At 41.0% G+C, this 16980-nt stretch carries 17 protein-coding genes; 6 read left to right on the top strand and 11 right to left on the bottom strand.

Annotated elements, in window-relative coordinates; all coding sequences use genetic code 11:
* A complete protein-coding gene (locus FKG96_RS14425; RefSeq protein ID WP_130857810.1) occupies window positions 1-918 on the bottom strand; it encodes an AraC family transcriptional regulator in 918 nt (305 codons plus the stop codon).
* A 287-nt stretch (window positions 919-1205) separates the two neighbouring features.
* On the opposite strand from FKG96_RS14425, the gene FKG96_RS14420 reads away from it, so the two are divergent.
* Window positions 1206-1484, top strand: a complete 279-nt coding sequence (locus FKG96_RS14420; RefSeq protein ID WP_013666584.1) for a hypothetical protein — start codon at window positions 1206-1208, stop codon at window positions 1482-1484.
* A gap of 9 nt (window positions 1485-1493) precedes the next feature.
* Here FKG96_RS14420 and FKG96_RS14415 read toward each other — a convergent pair whose 3' ends face one another.
* Window positions 1494-2390, bottom strand: a complete 897-nt coding sequence (locus FKG96_RS14415) for a diacylglycerol kinase family protein (protein WP_149105686.1) — start codon at window positions 2388-2390, stop codon at window positions 1494-1496.
* Window positions 2391-2473: 83 nt separating this feature from the next.
* Here FKG96_RS14415 and surE point away from each other — a divergent pair, with 83 nt between their 5' ends.
* Window positions 2474-3226 (top strand): 5'/3'-nucleotidase SurE, encoded by a 753-nt coding sequence (gene surE / locus FKG96_RS14410; RefSeq protein WP_013666582.1) that lies wholly within the window; start codon window positions 2474-2476, stop codon window positions 3224-3226.
* Between the two features lie 263 nt (window positions 3227-3489).
* On the opposite strand, the gene FKG96_RS14405 is transcribed toward surE, so the two are convergent.
* The gene (locus FKG96_RS14405) at window positions 3490-4236 is read right to left on the bottom strand and encodes an EcsC family protein (RefSeq protein ID WP_130857812.1); all 747 of its coding nucleotides are present in this window, start codon (window positions 4234-4236) and stop codon (window positions 3490-3492) included.
* A gap of 143 nt (window positions 4237-4379) precedes the next feature.
* Here FKG96_RS14405 and FKG96_RS14400 point away from each other — a divergent pair, with 143 nt between their 5' ends.
* Window positions 4380-4643 carry a hypothetical protein gene (locus FKG96_RS14400; RefSeq protein WP_013666579.1) on the top strand — a complete coding sequence of 88 codons (264 nt, stop codon included), beginning with the start codon at window positions 4380-4382 and terminating at the stop codon, window positions 4641-4643.
* 92 nt (window positions 4644-4735) lie between these two features.
* Here the strand turns inward: FKG96_RS14400 and FKG96_RS14395 are convergent, their stop codons facing one another.
* The 6 genes from FKG96_RS14395 to FKG96_RS14370 all read right to left on the bottom strand — a co-directional run bounded on the left by FKG96_RS14395 (window position 4736) and on the right by FKG96_RS14370 (window position 10084).
* Window positions 4736-5299 (bottom strand): AraC family transcriptional regulator, encoded by a 564-nt coding sequence (locus FKG96_RS14395; RefSeq protein ID WP_013666578.1) that lies wholly within the window; start codon window positions 5297-5299, stop codon window positions 4736-4738.
* Window positions 5300-5401: 102 nt separating this feature from the next.
* Window positions 5402-6682: an adenosylmethionine--8-amino-7-oxononanoate transaminase gene (gene bioA, locus FKG96_RS14390; RefSeq protein WP_149105685.1), complete on the bottom strand. Its 1281-nt coding sequence runs from the start codon at window positions 6680-6682 to the stop codon at window positions 5402-5404.
* Between the two features lie 3 nt (window positions 6683-6685).
* Window positions 6686-7681, bottom strand: a complete 996-nt coding sequence (gene bioB / locus FKG96_RS14385; protein WP_149105684.1) for a biotin synthase BioB — start codon at window positions 7679-7681, stop codon at window positions 6686-6688.
* Window positions 7665-8345 (bottom strand): dethiobiotin synthase, encoded by a 681-nt coding sequence (gene bioD, locus FKG96_RS14380; RefSeq protein WP_149105683.1) that lies wholly within the window; start codon window positions 8343-8345, stop codon window positions 7665-7667. The genes bioB and bioD overlap by 17 nt, the downstream gene beginning before the upstream one ends.
* 22 nt (window positions 8346-8367) lie before the next feature.
* Window positions 8368-9489 carry an aminotransferase class I/II-fold pyridoxal phosphate-dependent enzyme gene (locus tag FKG96_RS14375; RefSeq protein ID WP_149105682.1) on the bottom strand — a complete coding sequence of 374 codons (1122 nt, stop codon included), beginning with the start codon at window positions 9487-9489 and terminating at the stop codon, window positions 8368-8370.
* The gene (locus tag FKG96_RS14370; RefSeq protein ID WP_149105681.1) at window positions 9461-10084 is read right to left on the bottom strand and encodes a hypothetical protein; all 624 of its coding nucleotides are present in this window, start codon (window positions 10082-10084) and stop codon (window positions 9461-9463) included. The genes FKG96_RS14375 and FKG96_RS14370 overlap by 29 nt, the downstream gene beginning before the upstream one ends.
* Window positions 10085-10188: 104 nt before the next feature.
* Between FKG96_RS14370 and FKG96_RS14365 the strand changes: the two genes are divergently transcribed.
* The gene (locus FKG96_RS14365; RefSeq protein WP_246860288.1) at window positions 10189-11637 is read left to right on the top strand and encodes a PLP-dependent aminotransferase family protein; all 1449 of its coding nucleotides are present in this window, start codon (window positions 10189-10191) and stop codon (window positions 11635-11637) included.
* Here the strand turns inward: FKG96_RS14365 and FKG96_RS14360 are convergent.
* The gene (locus tag FKG96_RS14360; RefSeq protein WP_149105679.1) at window positions 11632-12498 is read right to left on the bottom strand and encodes an alpha/beta fold hydrolase; all 867 of its coding nucleotides are present in this window, start codon (window positions 12496-12498) and stop codon (window positions 11632-11634) included. The two genes, FKG96_RS14365 and FKG96_RS14360, sit on opposite strands and share 6 nt — an antisense overlap.
* Before the next feature lie 135 nt (window positions 12499-12633).
* On the opposite strand from FKG96_RS14360, the gene FKG96_RS14355 reads away from it, so the two are divergent.
* Both FKG96_RS14355 and FKG96_RS14350 read left to right on the top strand, forming a co-directional pair.
* A complete protein-coding gene (locus FKG96_RS14355; protein WP_013666570.1) occupies window positions 12634-13140 on the top strand; it encodes a hypothetical protein in 507 nt (168 codons plus the stop codon).
* 127 nt (window positions 13141-13267) lie between these two features.
* Window positions 13268-15169, top strand: a complete 1902-nt coding sequence (locus tag FKG96_RS14350; protein ID WP_149105678.1) for a long-chain fatty acid--CoA ligase — start codon at window positions 13268-13270, stop codon at window positions 15167-15169.
* Between the two features lie 120 nt (window positions 15170-15289).
* On the opposite strand, the gene asnB is transcribed toward FKG96_RS14350, so the two are convergent.
* Window positions 15290-16975, bottom strand: coding sequence for an asparagine synthase B (asnB, locus tag FKG96_RS14345; RefSeq protein WP_013666568.1), 1686 nt, complete (start codon window positions 16973-16975; stop codon window positions 15290-15292).
* Window positions 16976-16980 lie beyond the last annotated feature (5 nt).

Raw genomic sequence — 16980 nt, 5'->3', positions numbered from 1 at the left:
TTATAATTGGCTCGGTAGGTAACCAAAATATCGCTTAAACGCTTTTGTAAAGTTATAAGGATCGGCGTATCCTAAGGTGTAAGCAACTTCTGCAATGGTGCTATGGGTGTCTAATAGGATTTGCCTTGCATATTCCATTCTGCATTGCATTAAATAATCAAAAACGGTACATCCGAAAAGCTGCTTGAATCCCTTTTTTAGTTTGAAATCGTTCAAGCCTATTTCCCGAGCTATTTGTTTTAATGTCAGCGGATCAAATATATGTTGCTGAACGAATAGCTTGGCTGCATGCAGGCGTTCTATATCAGCAGGCTTTATAAACAAAAAAGGCTGTTCAGGCATTGACTCGGCTTGCTGTGCCTGTAAAAAAAATAGCTCCGTCACTTTGGATTCCAAGTACAGTCTACGCATTTGACCGACATAAGGACATGCTAGAATCTCGTTAATGACCGTGTGTTGTTGATGGGTTATTGGCATGGGCCCACGGGAGATATCCGCTTCCCTCCCTGCGTGCACCTCGTTCCAAAAACGCTCAAGGCATGGCAAGTCCGTTGCTATCAAACGCTCGAAATAAGGTTCTTGCATACAAATCCCAAATGTTTCCACCCGATTTCCGCGTAACGAATAATCCCCCTCAAAGTTAGGCATATAACCCAATATATGCCGATTCGGCTCGACGTGATATTCCTGTCCGGAAGATATGGGTTTGGCAGAAGAGATTCCTTGCAGCGAAAAATACATATTAAGGCTAGGTTCCTCTTGGCAGTCGCTGATAGTAAGCTCCAATTCTTTCAATCCCTTCAGCGAAAAAATCTCAATGCCCGCTGACTTAAATAGAATATTTTCCGACAATTCATCCGCGCTTATGAGGTAATTGTCTTTTAGTGAAAAGGAGGATGGTGCTACTATTTCTTCCATAAAAAACGCGTCTCGAAAGACTTGAAAAGGGTAATACCATTACCACAAGATACCATCAAACTTAGAAAATTTAAATTTGAAATCCAACCTATTTAGCAAGGAAAACGTTATTGCTACCCTGACTAATAAATCCGTTTTGAAGGGATAAAAATCCGTTTAGGAAGGGTTGTCCAGGATTATTTCAAGCAATTTTGAAATTAAATGAAATAGGTGGGATTCAATTGTTAAAATCGGGTCTCGACCTTATAACAGAAAAGCTAAGGCATTCCATTTAACAACATTTTATAATGAAAGCATTTACACTAGGAAAATTTAAACCCGTCATTAATCTTCCTTCATCGGCAACGCCTCACAACTTAATTTCTGTATTTAGAACGGATGTAACCAATAAAAAAGATGCTGACCATATTATTAAGCTTCTTAAAAAGCAATACCCTGATGGCAGATTTAATTTTGATCTCGAAGACAGCGATAAGGTGTTCCGGATTGAATATAAACGTGATATTATTGTTGACGTCATAAGAATGTTCAGAATAAAACGATTCACCTGCGAAACGCTCATCTAAATAGCGGGATTAGCTCAGAAAATCCAATATTTGCGGACGGGCCTCCACGAGGAGGTCTGTTTTGTCTTTTAATTGAACATATTCATCATCTACGTGTATCCACGTTCCATCCCATTGTATTTGAATATCTCGCCCCCTTATAATTTTCCAGGGCCCTTTTTTTGTCTTTCCCAATGCCACATTTTTTACATATTCGATAAAAACGTCTCGTTGGCCCTCCTCCAGTAAGACGACTTCAAACAGGCCGTCGGTCATATCCGCCTCAGGTGCCAGCTTCAAATTGGGGCCTATTGAACAAATGTTGAGCACTTCTATAAGTAAGTATTTCCCTGTTATTTTTTTTCCGTCAATAGTGATATGAGCTTGTCTTGCTTCGTAACTTAAACTAATCGTCAACAGCGTATGTAATGCCAGACTAATTTCATCTTCTTTGCTTTCCAGATTATCAGTTTTTATCTTTTCCATTTCTCGCATGAGTTTAGGTAGCAAACCAACACCGAAGCTTTCCAAAAAGAAATTTTGCTCAACGCCTAAATCAACCGCGCCCACATCTACTTTTTTGATATTCTTTTTTGCCAGACGGTTTAGTAATTTTTTTATGTTATCCGGACTACCTAATGTTAAGGCGACATTATTAGCTGTACCCATTGGCAAAAGACTTAATAATAGCTTCTTATCCAACCATGTTCGTTTAAGTAAAACACTAGCCACTTTCCGCACCGTTCCATCACCCCCCACGATTAGGATGATATCAATAGCCTTATCGATTTTCTGCCATTTTTTTTGTCGTATCGAGCTATAAATCGCATTATATCCCGCTTCTTTTATTGCATTTACCAATTCATTTTTTTGGTGGTCTTTATCACCCGCTTTAGGGTTATGCAAAATCAATATGGTTTCCTTCATATAGTATTAGTGCATCAATGGCACATTTTAAAAACATTAAAGAGCCTTAGATGTTTGCTAATTAAGAATAAGAGGAATTAGCTATGAGAATATTGGTAACGAACGACGATGGGATATACAGTCCGGGCATTGCGGCCCTAGCGAAAATTGCAGCCAACTTTGGAGAAGTAACCGTAGTAGCCCCTGATGTGGAACAATCCTCCATGGGACATGCAGTAACTCACTCAAGACCCTTATCTTACAAAAAATCACCTGTTGAATTCCCTGGGATTAACGCCTATCGCGTCAATGGAACACCGGCAGACTGTGTTGCACTTGGAACACATTTATATCACCACATTGATGTTGTTTTATCAGGCATTAATATGGGGACCAATTTGGGAAATGCGATGTGGCATTCAGGGACCCTTGCAGCGGCTAAGCAAGCTGTCTTATTAGGCATTAAAGGAATTGCCTTAAGTACACCGGTAGGCAAATCAGAACCTGATTTTGATTTATTAGCTCCTCATGTACACCAAGTGCTTGAGCAGTTGTTACAACGTACAACCTTAAGCCTTTATAATGTTAACTTTCCGAGTAATCCCCAGGGGATCGCCTGGACAAAACAATCAGTGCGGCTTTACGACGGAACGATTATACCCGGGACGGATCCTTTGGGAAGAAAACACTACTGGTTTACCGTTACCCCCTTAGAACCTGCGGAAAAAGGAACGGATCGCTGGGCTGTCGAAAATAATTATACCTCTGTCACTCCGCTGAGGCTCGACTTAACAGACGAAATAAAGTTACGGCAACTCGAAGAGACTTGTCCATGGCAAGTATCGGCTTCTTCCTGAATATTTCTTAATATTCAATTAACATAAAATTTACAGCATTACTGTATTTTTGATACATGATCATTTTTTGGATTGCTGCACCGATTTACATATTAGCACTTATTGTATCAGTAAGTATGGGCATAAAACGAGGCGCTCTTTTTATTGGGTTTCTCTTATTAATTACGCTCCTATTGTATCTCATGTTTTTCCATTCGACAGAGTCGGCATTAGGGGTTGTAATAATTGGTGTCATTACTTATTTAATGAGTAGTAAGCGCTAGTTAAGTCCCCGCTTCCAGTCGATCTATTTGCTTAAAGTAACGCAGTCGATAACTGTTCATAGCCACTGTCATCAGTTGCTCGGTTAATTTATTGTTAGCAACAGCTCCTACAACAGCCCCTATAATAGGAATTAGCTGTGCTAATTTTGCCAAATCAAGATAATCTCTATATTCCTGCTGAAAATCCCGCCAGTCGAAATGATCCACATCGGATGGAAGTGTTTGTATAAATGTTGTCCAATTCTCCATTCTTGATAAGATCTCTTTTCGTTTCTGCTGGCTGCAGAAAGTAATTTTGAAAACATATAAGATAAATAAGCGCTCCTTGTAGTCTTTTACATTGAATCCGTAAATAGATGCGATCTCAAACAACAGCTTTATTTTAATTGCCAGAAAAGCGGGAAAATCTGCAAGTCCCATTAAAATCCCCCCTGCTCCCGTCACGGCACCTTCGATGGTCGCCGCATTTTTATAATGTCTACCTACCCGTTTTACATATGCTTCCTGCAACTGCAATGACCTTCCCTTTTTTATGGTAGAGCTTGTATACTGTGAGCCGAACAATACCGCTTTCACCATTTTCTCGATTGTTACCGTGATAACTTGATGGATCTTTTCGGGAATGAGCGCATTCATTTTTGTCTGAATCCCTTTTGTCAGTTTGCTGCTAACCGAAGGGGCTTTTAACATACGCTGCTTCCAATCCTGCATTTCCCGATAGGCTTTTTCTTCATAGCTGTTTAACATTGCATCGCGTGTTTAATCAAACATTTTATCTTTTCAAAGGTTAATATAAAAAAACCTTATGAATCCTACACTTAGGAACAGCAATATAGAGATTCGTGAAGGTTATTGAAGATGAATATACATATTTTCAAAAAAAACCGATTATGGAACAGTTACTTAGCATAGATTTACTCAGAAGGCTGAAGCTCAACGGGTATACCGCATTGATACCAAAAGCTAAGAGGAATAACACCCAGGTTTTTGCTATTTCAAACTATCCTGTTGAAGAACTAAAAAGTAATGCAAAAGAAGCTCCTTTGCATGAAGATAACGTATTGGCAATTGAAGATTTGCTACTGCACGAAGATGAATTAACACTTGAGGGAATTGTTGTATTACCGGATGAAGACTTATCCTCCGCTTTATAAAAGGAATCAGGATAGCATACTTAATTTGCATCAAACAAGCGGACGGTTTGAGTAATCAAAACTTAAGCCCCTTCACTTTCATATGCCGAACCCTATACCTGATCTAAAGGTTTTCTTTTCCGGTCCTTAATTTGCTTAAAATGAGAGGGTGTTAACCCGGTGATTTTTTTAAACTGCGTAGATAGATGTTGAACGCTACTATAACCCAGTTTATACGCGATCTCACTCAATGTCAGCTCATTATATACAAGTAGTTCTTTAGCTCTTTCAATACGTTGCAAAATAATAAATTGCTCAATCGTAAGCCCTTCTGTCTGCGAGAATAAAGTACTAAGATAGTTATAGTCAATCGTTAGCTGTTGCTGGAGAAAAACGGAGAAGTTCACTTTCATGTTAATTTCGTCAACGTTGTGTATCCGTTCGATCAACAAGGTCTTCACCTTTTCAACCAATTTTTGCCTCTTATCATCAAGAAGTTCGAATCCAACCGCAGTCAATTCCTCTCTCAACATGTGATACCGTTCTTTAGGTAGGGCCTCCTTTAATGCGATCTCGCCTAAACTTACCGATACGGGTTGAATGCCCATCGTGTCCAAAATTTGTCTGACCACCATCACACAGCGATTGCATACCATATTTTTAACGAATAATCTCATGTCAGCGATATCCATTGTTATTAGCGATTTCACACAAAGTTCGGTAAAGAAAATGAAGAAGACATTATATAATTTCTTAAATTTTTTACAAGTTCCACGCCTCTACCCTACCTCTTCCAGCGCCAAGCGAATCGTAGCATAAATATAATCAAGTTCTTCATCCTTTATGCAATATGGGGGTAATAGATAAATCACATTGCCCAATGGTCGCATTAAGATCCCTTTTTGCAAAAAGTAATCGTAGAGTTGATCTCTTAAGGGGTTAAAATAGTTCGTTACATCGTCCGAACGCCATTCAATAGCCAGAATTGTTCCTAAAAAGCGGATTGTCTGTACGTTGCGATGCCCTCTAATGGATCGCGCAAAATCGATATGGCGTGTTGTTATCCTTTGTATACAAAGCCGGGTTTCCTCTTTAAGCAGCAGGTCTAAACTTGCCAATGCAGCAACACATGCTAGTGGGTTCGCTGTATAAGAATGACCATGGAACAACGTTTTCGTTCGATCATTTGATAAAAAAGCGTGATAAATCGGTTCCGTGCACGATGTGACACCTAAGGGAAGTGTACCGCCGGTTAAGCCTTTCGATAAACACATGATATCCGGTTGTGTGTGCAAATAATCAGCAGCAAAGAGCTTTCCGGTTCGTCCGAAGCCCGTAAATACTTCATCTTGTATAAGTAAAATACCGAGTTCTTTGCAGAAACACAACAGCTCACTCAAGTGACTAGCTTCATACATTTTCATGCCTGCCGATCCTTGCACAAGCGGTTCATAAATAAAACAAGCAACCTCCTGCCGAATAGCATACAATTTTTCTTTAATTGTTTTTAGACTGAGTTCGTTTGGTACTTCCAGGAAGATAACTTCAAAGAGATAATTTTCAAAGGGTTTTGTCCAATTACTTCTTGCACTCACCGACATGGTGCCAAAGGTATCACCGTGGTAAGCGTCTTTCAGCGCAATAATTTTCTTTTTACATTGTCCAGTGTTATGCCAATACTGCAAGCACATTTTTAATGCTATTTCAACCGCAGTAGACCCATTATCGGAATAAAATATCTTACGCTGGTTGTCCGGTAAAATGCTCAATAAGCGCTCGGCTAGCTCGATAGCAGGCGAATGCGTAAAACCGGCGAATATCACATGCTCCAACTTGTGCAATTGCTTATAAAGTTGCTCCGCAATATAAGGATGCGCATGTCCATGTAAATTAACCCACCAAGAAGATATCGCATCGATATAGGAACGCCCATCTTCTGCATAAAGGTAGACGCCCTTTCCTTCAACAATAGCGATGGGAGGCCCATCTATCGGCAGCTGTGAATAGGGATGCCAAACAGCCGCTACATCACGCTGTGAGAGTGTTGTCTCGTGATTCATAAGTTAACCTAAATCTAATTTTTGATTTTCTTTTAAGGAGAATGGATGAAGCCCCAGCAACTCAAACATTGCTCTATCCTCCGTCAGCTTCGGGTTCGGTGTTACTAACAATTCCTCGCTTTCACTTGTAAAAATAGAATTAGCACCTGCCAGAAAGCACCAGGCTTGTTCGATTGTAGACATTTCGGATCGACCTGCACTGAGCCGTACCATCGCTTTTGGCATTAAAATACGAGCTGTTCCAATCATTCGTACCATTTCCCATATCTGCACCTTTGGCAAATCTGCCAATGGCGTACCACTGACGCGAGCTAAGGCATTAATCGGCACCGATTCTGGATGGCTCGGCATAGTGGCCAGTTTGTGAAGCATGGCGATCCGATCCTCTGCTGATTCTCCTAGACCAATAATTCCACCACAACAGACCGATATGCCAGCTCGCCTGACATACTCCAAGGTATTCAATCGGTCGTTAAAATTACGCGTGCTTATGATCTCCTGATAATAATTTTCTGAAGAATCGAGGTTGTGATTATAAGCCGACAAGCCAGCTTCCCGCAAGCGTTTTGCTTGATCAGCCGTTAGCATCCCCAAGGTACAGCAGACTTCCAGCCCTAAGGCGTACACACCTTTAACCATTTCCAATACGTTATCAAAATCACGGTTATCCCGTACTTCACGCCATGCCGCCGCCATACAGAAGCGTGTTGATCCAGACTCTTTTGCCCTTTTTGCACAAGCTATCACTTCTCCTACGTCCATTAATGGTTTAACCTTAATATTGGTGTGGTACCTGGCGGCCTGTCCGCAATATGCACAATCTTCCGGGCACCCTCCTGTTTTTATTGATAGTAAGGTGCAAACCTTAACTGTAGACGGATCATGCCACTGGCGATGAATGTGTGCCGCCTCGTAAGTTAAAGTCAACAAACTCATATGGTAGATACGGCGTACTTCTTCGATCGACCAATCGTTGCGAATTTTATTTTGCTGATTCATTTTTTTTTATTTTACTATTTATCGATAAGTGTAAGCTACTGTAACGGATCGCTTCGTTATTTATTGAACTCAATTCAGGAACATGGATGATAGGAATCTCCTCGGAAACGTGACTCTCTATCGCCTCTTCGGAAGCTTTATTCATATTGCCATTAAATACCAGCGCCCTTATACGAACTTCTTTTCTACGTAAAACTTCATAGGAAAGAAGACTGTGGTTAATGCAGCCCAAGTAGTCTCTTATCACCAATATGGCTGTTGCACCAAGTTGCTTTATTAAATCAATCATAAAGAAATCACCTGATAAAGGCACGAGCAAGCCACCTGCCCCTTCAATAATCAACCGATTGGCAGTAAAAGGTGGTTGAAAATCATCTGGGTGAATAGCAATGTTCTCCGCAGCAGCCGCCTCATGTGGCGAAGCCGCCAATTGCAGCCGAAATCGCTCTTGATGAATGTGTGTCGATTCCGCATTTACCAAATGCTTGACTCGTTCACTGTCTGTATTGTCTAAGTCTCCGCACTGAATTGGCTTCCAATAGTCGGCTTTCCAATAAGATGCCAATACCGCTGAGACAATCGTTTTTCCCACCCCGGTGCCGATTCCCGTGATGAAGATATTTTTTTCATTCATTTTCTTAAAATAGGTTATTGTGTATACCATACTTTAACCGCATTAAATGCCGTTATTCATTTTTAATTAGCTGTTTCAGACGGAAGACAAGGCGTATGATATCCTCATCTTTATTATAACTGTGGAGGCAAACCCGTAAGCATTCGCGGCCTGGTTTCACGGTAGGGCTTTTTATTGCAGAAACATCGAAACCATGATGCTGCAGTATTTCGCTCCATTGCTCTACTTCCTGGTTACTTTTACCATAGATAATTTGTATTGGACTGAGAAAAGGGCCTCGCACTTCCCTTCCCAATGCTTGGTTAAAAAGCAAGCATTTTGCTTGAAGTAAAGCTTGATCGCATTCTGCCCTCGCCAAACGCTGATAAGCTAGTCGCACGGCTAATAATTGCCAATAGGATGCGGCCGTACTATAAATGAAGGGACGGCAGTAATTAATAAGATAGTCCTGCAATATCTTGCTTCCCAAAATAGCAGCTCCCTGTACTCCCAGTGCTTTCCCGAACGTAACGACGCGTACAAAAACCCGTTTTTCCAATCCCAGCAATTGTATCAATCCGCCTCCAAATACACCAATTGCATGCGCTTCGTCAACGATCAGCAACGCATTGTACCGATCACATACGTCAATTAAATCGCTAAGAGGTGCAAAGTCGCCGTTCATGGAGTAAAGGCTCTCCACTAACACAAAACACTTTCCACTGCGATATTTTTCCAACTTCCTGCGTAGATCGGTTATCTGGTTGTGCTTGAAATGAAGGGTGGTTGCCAAACTGAGACGACAACCATCAACAGCAGATGCATGTACACATTCATCTCTAACAATGAAGTCGCCTCGTTTAGCGAGCGCTGATATAAGTCCTAGATTAGCCAAGTAGCCTGTGCTTAAGAGAAGAGCCGATTCTGCTTGATGAAACCGGGCAATCTGGCCCTCTACCTCTTCTGCCAACAAACTATTACCGGAGATTAGGCGTGAGCCGGTGGATCCTATAATAAATGATCCATCGCATTGTAAGCAGTCGACAAACGCTCTATTGGCCAGCGATCTCGACCAACCAAAATAATCATTGGAGCAAAAGTCAACCAAACCATTGGGAACCCTTAATTGCCGGAGACAACCTTCGTCCTTCCTTTTCGATAAAGCTTTAAGCATGTACAGATCCATCGCTTTCATACAAATCTTGCTTTATCCGGTTGATCCAATCTGAAAAAATACGCCGCTCCTTTATGATGAGGTAAGATGCATGTTGTCGCCATTCTCCATCGTATTCGGTAAGCTGGTTGACCATTTCTTCTAAATGCCCCTTTTCTTCCTGTATAATCGCCTTGACATTAACTTTGCTTCCATGACGCAGGAGCACTTCCTGATAGAGTGGGTACAACTCATCCGCCCGTAACTCAATGATGTAAGTCACCATTAGGTAGGCATAAAAGCGTAAACGATCAGGAGAAACGGCTAAGACGTCCTTAAAGTATCGATATACGTCTAAATTTAGCCTGTCAAGATATTGTTTGCTCACTATGGGCGCCAACAGTTCATGTGTCTGATAAGTATTGCAATAAGTCCCTAACTTACGACTCTGCCTTTTTAGATGATAAGCGTGCCTATGCTCTTCGGCTGCATGTTTGAGTAGGGTTAAATTGAGTAACGCGTTGTCCTTAATTGCTGATATTTTGCAGGCGCCACTGTTTTCCATTAGCGATAACGTGTTTAGAAATTTGGCATGAGCGTAATCGTCTGCTACGATATCGTATAATAAATCTTTCATTGCTATTGAATTTTAGCCAAAAGTAGTATCTTGCCGGACGATACATATAGTCCAGTTTTAACTTCATGAGTAGTCCGGTTAAAATTCCTTTTAAAAGTCTTATTGTGTTGAGCAAGCAAGGCAATACACCCATATACCTACAGATTGCACGGCAACTTATCAATGCTATTCAACGCGGCGTTTTAATTACCGACACACGACTACCTGGAAGTCGGGCGCTTAGCGAAGATCTTGGTGTGCATAGAAAAACGGTTATTGCAGCTTATGACGAACTGTATACGCAAGGTTGGACGCAGAGCATTCCGAATAAAGGCACCTTTATTCGAAACCGTCTTAACAACGACTTGCCTGATCCTATAAAATATGACAGTGATTATTTAGCCAGCTATCCAAAAAAAACCGGCTTCTCGTTTAAACAGCGCATCCTGTTGGATCGACCGATCGCATTATCGACTTGCCACTTAGCCTTCAGCGATGGTCTACCTGATACGCGAATAGCTCCTTTAGATCGTTTGGCGAAAATTTACGGAGGTGTACTAAGAAGAAAAACGAGTGTAAGACATTTAGGGTATTCTCATTTGGAAGGCAACGAATATTATCGCGATAGTTTGGCATACTATCTGAACAATTCACGCGGCCTTCCCATAAAAAAAGAGAATATATTGACGACACGCGGTATACACATGGGCATTTATTTGGCATCCAGCGTCCTCATTAATACCGGTGAGCGGGTTGTTGTAGGAAACCTCAGCTATTATATCGCCAATATGATTTTTCAACAGGCTGGTGCAAAACTACATGCTGTGCCGGTAGACAAGGAGGGTATCTCTGTAGAAGCCATCCGAGCGCTTTGTGAAAAAGAAACTATACGGATGGTATATATAACACCACACCATCATTATCCGACTACGGTTACGTTAAGTGCTGAACGACGAATCGAATTGCTCAATTTGGCGAGTAAATATGGCTTTATCATTCTTGAAGACGATTACGATTACGATTTTCATTATACGAGCAGTCCGGTATTACCCCTCGCCAGTGCAGACAGTCAAGGCATGGTTGTATATATCGGCTCGTTTTGCAAAACGCTCGCACCGGGTTTGCGAACCGGTTACATCATTGCCCCGCAAAACCTGATAGAAGAAATCGGACGTTTCAGACGAATCGTTGACAGACAAAGCGATATGTTAATGGAACAAGCACTGGGCGAGTTATTAACGGAAGGAGAAATTCATAGACACCTAAAAAAAGCGATTAAAGTTTACGAACAGCGTTGTACCCATCTGTCTACCTTATTAAAGAATGAACTGAGTGATTACACCTCCTTCAAATCTCCACCGGGGGGATTAGCATTATGGTCTTTGTGGAAAAAAGAATTGAATCTGATGCGAATTAGCAAAAACTGTGCAAAATACGGCCTTCATTTGCCGCAAACCTTACTTTACCAAAATGAATTGACAACGGCTATGCGATTAGGCTTTGGAGACCTCAACACGAATGAGCTCACAGAAGCAGTTCACATACTAAAGCAGTCGGTGACGGAATCGCTATGATAACAAAAGTCTGTTCATTTGTTCAAGCAGTTCGTTAATTAGGGCTTCGCTCTTAACCATATGATGGTGACCGGTCCCATCATAGGCTTTATGTTTGATATCGCCATGTTTTTGCAGAAATCCCTGCATAAAGCTAAATGGTGAGATTTCGTCAAGACGATCGTAAAAAAGCAAGTGGTTTTCACAGGCGTAATTGTAAAGGTTATTCAGGTTGAAATAACTAACCTCAATATCAAACGACTTTTTAAAATCGCGGAAAAATTGTCGCTGCACATCAATTGGCACATTAGCTGTTGTCATTTGGGTGATAAAGTAGCTTTCGAGATCAATTAACGGAGCTAGGCTGACCAACAATGTTGGTTTTACGACGAAATCTTTGTAAGCGATGATATTGGCCATTGCACCTAGAGAGTGACCAATTAAAACGCTTGGGATACCAAAATGCCTGGTTATTTTTCGAATACTTTCAACATATAATAAGAGATTAGTCAACCTTCCTTGCGAAGAACCATTACCAGGAGCATCAAATGCGATTACTGTACAGCGTGAACTGGACAAAAGACGTTCAATTAGATAATAGAAATCAGCTGCTTTAGAAGCCCAACCATGCGTTAGTAGTACAAGTTGATCACCATTTCCCCAAGCAAATGCATTAACCAAAAGCTCCTGATGATCAAAATAGGAATCGAAAACCGAAAACTCGATTTGTCTGGAACGTGCCAATAGCTCCTGCTGACTTGAACGTAAGGGAAATTTCGGAGAATAAAACAAGTAATCAAACATATATTGACAAACTGCATCAAATACTTGCTCTTTCACCAATGCTTGTATTTCCGAGGTCATCTGTTTAACCTTCCTCATAGTGTGTTTATTAAACAAAGATAAACTTTAACGGTTAGCGTATGTAATATCTGTGTCAAACAAAAGGCGCATTACAGCAGTAAGATATCAAAGGCATTTTATATCTTTATTTTCAGAATTCAGTAAAATCAATATATGAAAACATTAATTACGCAACTGGGCTTAGGCATCATTTCAGTAAGCATCTTTTTAACCGCATGTAACCAGGCACCTGAAGGAAAAAAACATGCTAATTGGGCCGACAGCAGTTTTCGGAGCGATACAACGGTTGTAGATACAAGTCATAGACCGACAGAACTATGTTTCTTCCGGTTAGAAGGGACATCCTCAAAAGACTCAACGTTTATCAATCTGTCCATTTTAGGTAATAGGGTAACCGGAAAATACAGTTGGATTCCTTTTGAAAAAGACAGTAGAACGGGCACCCTCACCGGTATAAAACGTGGAGACACCGTAGATGTGGTCTGGCACTTTGCACAAGAAGGAATAAAGGACACGCTGCGTACGGTATTTCTTTTGCAGGGTGAACAACTTAAACAGAAGCCATTTAGTGTAAACCAGCAAACAGGAAGGCAATTCACCGACGACAAGTCTGCTTTTTCAATTTCTTATCAGAAAACCGATTGCTCCCTGCAACGATAAATGGTCCCGATATTACCCTTTTGAGCAAATTTTTCATTGCCTATGCATGAATGACAAGCATTTTATCTATGTTTGCGTTTTGTTATAAACTTAGATAAGTTACATTTAGACACAATTATTCCGAAGAATGAATCCTATCACTAAAGATATGACGGTTCCGGGCTTGCTCAGAAATGTAGTGGAGCATATTCATCCCGACACACAGACTTTTCTAATTCATCATGAAGACAATCAGTGGAAAGAAATCTCGTATCGAACAGCTCTTGATCATATTCAGGCGGTATCAGCATACTTACTCTCTATCGGTCTTAAAAAGGGCGATCGGGCGGCTCTCTTACTTGAAAATGGTCCTGACTATGTCTATTTTGATCAAGGATTACAACAAATTGGTGTTGTCAACGTATCGATATACCCCACGCTTCCCGAATCGGACACAGAATATATTTTGAATGACTCCGGCGCGCGTACGATTATCGTAAATACACCCTTTCTACTGAGAAAGATACTTAAGATTGCGAACAACTGTGAGGCATTAATTCGTATTATACCCACATTCGATGGCTACGAAAAGTATACCGAAAACCTGACGCTCCAAGCAGGCGTAGTGCCTTTCGCCAAGATCCTTCACGACGGAGCACTTTTACGTACAGCTTATGAAAAAGATATTGCGAGTGCAAGAGAAGGTATTTTAATGTCGGACATCTCCACCTTGATTTATACCAGCGGCACCACGGGCACACCTAAAGGTGTGATGCTCACCCACTCAAACCTAACTAATAACGTGAGGGCTTGTTTGGATCAAATTTTGGAAGTAGACCAACATGATACATTTCTTTCTTTTCTTCCTTTATCTCATGTCTTTGAACGTACAGCTACCTATCACGTGTGTCTAGCACTTGGAGCAAAAATAGCGTATGCCCAAAGCATTGATCTGTTGGCCAAAAACATGTATGAAGTAAAGCCGACAGTAATATGCGCCGTACCGAGGCTCTTGGAAAAAATACATGACAAAGCGATGAAAAATGGCACCCAAAGCGGAGGTGCTAAAGCAGCCATCTTTAAATGGGCATTGGGTACAGGTAAGCAATATCGAGAAAAAAAAGAGTTAGGCAAAAAACCCGGACCGATTTTAACCACACAATATAATTTGGCCGAGCGGCTTGTCTTTAACAAAATAAAAGAAAAAACAGGCGGAAGGCTAAAATTCATGATTTCCGGCGGAGGTGCATTGCCCCAGAATGTGGGCGAGTTCTTCGGAAACATAGGAATTAAGATTCTAGAGGGATATGGTCTTACCGAAACCTCGCCGGTGGTAGCCGTCACGGAATTCCACAGGCAAGTTTACGGAACAGTTGGACGGGTACTGCCCGGAATAGAAATCGCCATTCAGGACATTGAAAGCCTAAAGATACATACCGTACAAAGTCACGCTAGCTTTGATCCGAATCTTGAGACCGAAGAAGGCGAAATCATTATTCGTGGTCATTGCATTATGAAAGGTTATTGGAATAAACCGGAAGAAACCAAACATGTTATCGATAGCGACGGATGGTTCCATACAGGTGATATTGGAAAATTCTATAAAGGAAATTTAAAAATCACTGATAGGCTCAAGAATATGATTGTTAATGCCTACGGAAAAAATGTATATCCCACCCCGGTAGAGAATACGTACCTGAAAAGTAAACGAATCGAGCAAATCTTTCTTATTGGTGACAACAGGGAATATTTAACCGCACTCATTGTTCCCAATCAAGAGTTATTGAAAGAGACCTTTAATCTTCGCGAAAGTTTTTTTAATCAAGAGGATCCATTCATTGAAGATATTGCTATTATCGATTGGATAGAACAGGATATCAAAAGACTATCCAATGAACTGGCCAAATTTGAGCGTATTCGGTCATTTAAAGTAAAGAGAAAGCCTTTTAGTATTGATGCCGGTGAGCTTACACCAACACTGAAAGCTAAGCGAAAGGTCATTGAAAAAATATACGCAAAAAGTATTAATGAGCTGTATCAGACGAGCTAAGTTATTAATCGATACGAAAATTTTCACCCCATTTTTTGTTAGTATTGGCTTTTCATTTAAAAAAAAGTAGTAATAGGCACCTATTACTACTTTTTTTTAAATGAATCTTACGATAAGCTGTTAAACAGCCGCCTTTTCTTTGTCATAACTTTCGTTATGTACGCTTGACACCGCCCTACCCGATGGATCGTTCAAGTTTTGGAATGAGGCATCCCAAGCCAACGCCTCCGGCGTACTACAAGCTACCGACTTCACCGATGGCACGCATGCGGCCGCCGAATCGGAAGGAAAATGCTCACTGAAAATACTTCTATAAAAATATTCTTCTTTAGACATCGGTGGGTTTATTGGAAAACGATATTTAGCATTCGCTAATTCTTCGTCAGACACCGCATTCATTGCTTGTTCTTTCAACGTATCAATCCAGCTATATCCCACCCCATCAGAGAATTGCTCTTTTTGGCGCCATGCAATACTTTCCGGCAAATAATCCTCGAAAGCTTTTCGCAATATCCATTTCTCCATCTTGCCATTTCCTGCCATTTTATCCGCTGGATTTAGGCGCATAGCAATGTCCATAAACTCTTTGTCAAGGAAAGGTACACGTCCTTCAATTCCCCATGCCGCTAGTGATTTATTGGCGCGAAGGCAATCGTATAAATGAAGTTTACCTAACTTACGGACTGTTTCCTCGTGAAATTCTTTTGCATTCGGTGCTTTATGAAAATACAAATAACCTCCAAAAAGCTCGTCAGATCCCTCTCCACTTAACACCATTTTAATGCCCATTGACTTGATCACCCGTGCCAATAAGTACATGGGAGTAGACGCCCTGATCGTGGTTACATCATAAGTTTCCAGATGATAGATAACATCTCTTATGGCATCCAAGCCTTCTTGTATAGTAAAATGAATTTCGTGATGAATTGTACCGATATGCTCAGCCGCTTTTTGTGCAGCCGCTAGATCCGGAGAACCTTTTAATCCCACCGCAAAGGAATGCAACGAAGGATACCAGGCATTCTCCTTGTCGTCCGACTCAATTCGCTTGGACGCAAATTTTTTAGTGATAGCCGCTATAATGGATGAATCTAAACCGCCAGACAATAAGACGCCATAAGGTACGTCGGACATCATCTGCCGATGAACGGCATCTTCCAATCCTTTTCGCAACGCGGCGATATCCGATTCATTATTTGCAACGCTTTCATAACTTTCCCAATCCCTTCTATACCAACGTTGTAATTCTTGTCCCTGCGCACTGTAAATATAATGACCAGGTTTAAACTCCTGTATGCGGTTACAAATACCTTCTAAGGCCTTCAGCTCGGAAGACACGTAGAAATTGCCGCTTTTATCCCAACCCATATAAAACGGGATGATACCGATATGATCTCGTGCTATCAAATAGACGTCTTTCTCTGTATCATACAAAGCAAAGGCAAAAATACCATTTAGATCTTCTAAGAAATCAACACCCTTTTCTTTATAAAGCGCTAAGATAACTTCACAGTCAGAATTTGTGGAAAAATTGTAATTTGGAAGCTGATCGCGAAGTAAACGGTGATTATAGATTTCACCATTAACGGCAAGAACAACTGTTCCGTCTTCACTATACAAAGGCTGCGTTCCTGATTTTGGATCTACGATGGCTAATCGCTCATGGGCTAATATCGCTTTGTCTGAGCTGAATATGCCTGACCAATCAGGCCCCCGATGGCGAATCTTCTTCGACATCTCCAACACTTGGGCACGCAAGTCCTGAGACTTTACTTTTAGGTCAAATGCACCAATAATTCCACACATAAATT

Source organism: Olivibacter sp. LS-1 (assembly GCF_008245145.1).
GTDB lineage: Bacteria > Bacteroidota > Bacteroidia > Sphingobacteriales > Sphingobacteriaceae > Olivibacter > Olivibacter oleidegradans.
Note: the sequence above shows the minus strand (reverse complement) of the source record. Positions and strands in the feature narration are given on the sequence as shown.

Coding starts and splice junctions, on each gene's coding strand:
- FKG96_RS14375 (WP_149105682.1), bottom strand. CDS start 9,489: ATGAAAGCGATGGATCTGTACATGCTTAAAGCTTTATCGAAAAGGAAG.
- FKG96_RS14425 (WP_130857810.1), bottom strand. CDS start 918: ATGGAAGAAATAGTAGCACCATCCTCCTTTTCACTAAAAGACAATTAC.
- FKG96_RS14395 (WP_013666578.1), bottom strand. CDS start 5,299: ATGAGATTATTCGTTAAAAATATGGTATGCAATCGCTGTGTGATGGTG.
- bioD (WP_149105683.1), bottom strand. CDS start 8,345: ATGGTATACACAATAACCTATTTTAAGAAAATGAATGAAAAAAATATC.
- surE (WP_013666582.1), top strand. CDS start 2,474: ATGAGAATATTGGTAACGAACGACGATGGGATATACAGTCCGGGCATT.
- FKG96_RS14355 (WP_013666570.1), top strand. CDS start 12,634: ATGAAAACATTAATTACGCAACTGGGCTTAGGCATCATTTCAGTAAGC.
- FKG96_RS14370 (WP_149105681.1), bottom strand. CDS start 10,084: ATGAAAGATTTATTATACGATATCGTAGCAGACGATTACGCTCATGCC.
- FKG96_RS14360 (WP_149105679.1), bottom strand. CDS start 12,498: ATGAGGAAGGTTAAACAGATGACCTCGGAAATACAAGCATTGGTGAAA.
- FKG96_RS14350 (WP_149105678.1), top strand. CDS start 13,268: ATGAATCCTATCACTAAAGATATGACGGTTCCGGGCTTGCTCAGAAAT.
- bioA (WP_149105685.1), bottom strand. CDS start 6,682: ATGAATCACGAGACAACACTCTCACAGCGTGATGTAGCGGCTGTTTGG.
- bioB (WP_149105684.1), bottom strand. CDS start 7,681: ATGAATCAGCAAAATAAAATTCGCAACGATTGGTCGATCGAAGAAGTA.
- asnB (WP_013666568.1), bottom strand. CDS start 16,975: ATGTGTGGAATTATTGGTGCATTTGACCTAAAAGTAAAGTCTCAGGAC.
- FKG96_RS14415 (WP_149105686.1), bottom strand. CDS start 2,390: ATGAAGGAAACCATATTGATTTTGCATAACCCTAAAGCGGGTGATAAA.
- FKG96_RS14420 (WP_013666584.1), top strand. CDS start 1,206: ATGAAAGCATTTACACTAGGAAAATTTAAACCCGTCATTAATCTTCCT.
- FKG96_RS14400 (WP_013666579.1), top strand. CDS start 4,380: ATGGAACAGTTACTTAGCATAGATTTACTCAGAAGGCTGAAGCTCAAC.
- FKG96_RS14405 (WP_130857812.1), bottom strand. CDS start 4,236: ATGTTAAACAGCTATGAAGAAAAAGCCTATCGGGAAATGCAGGATTGG.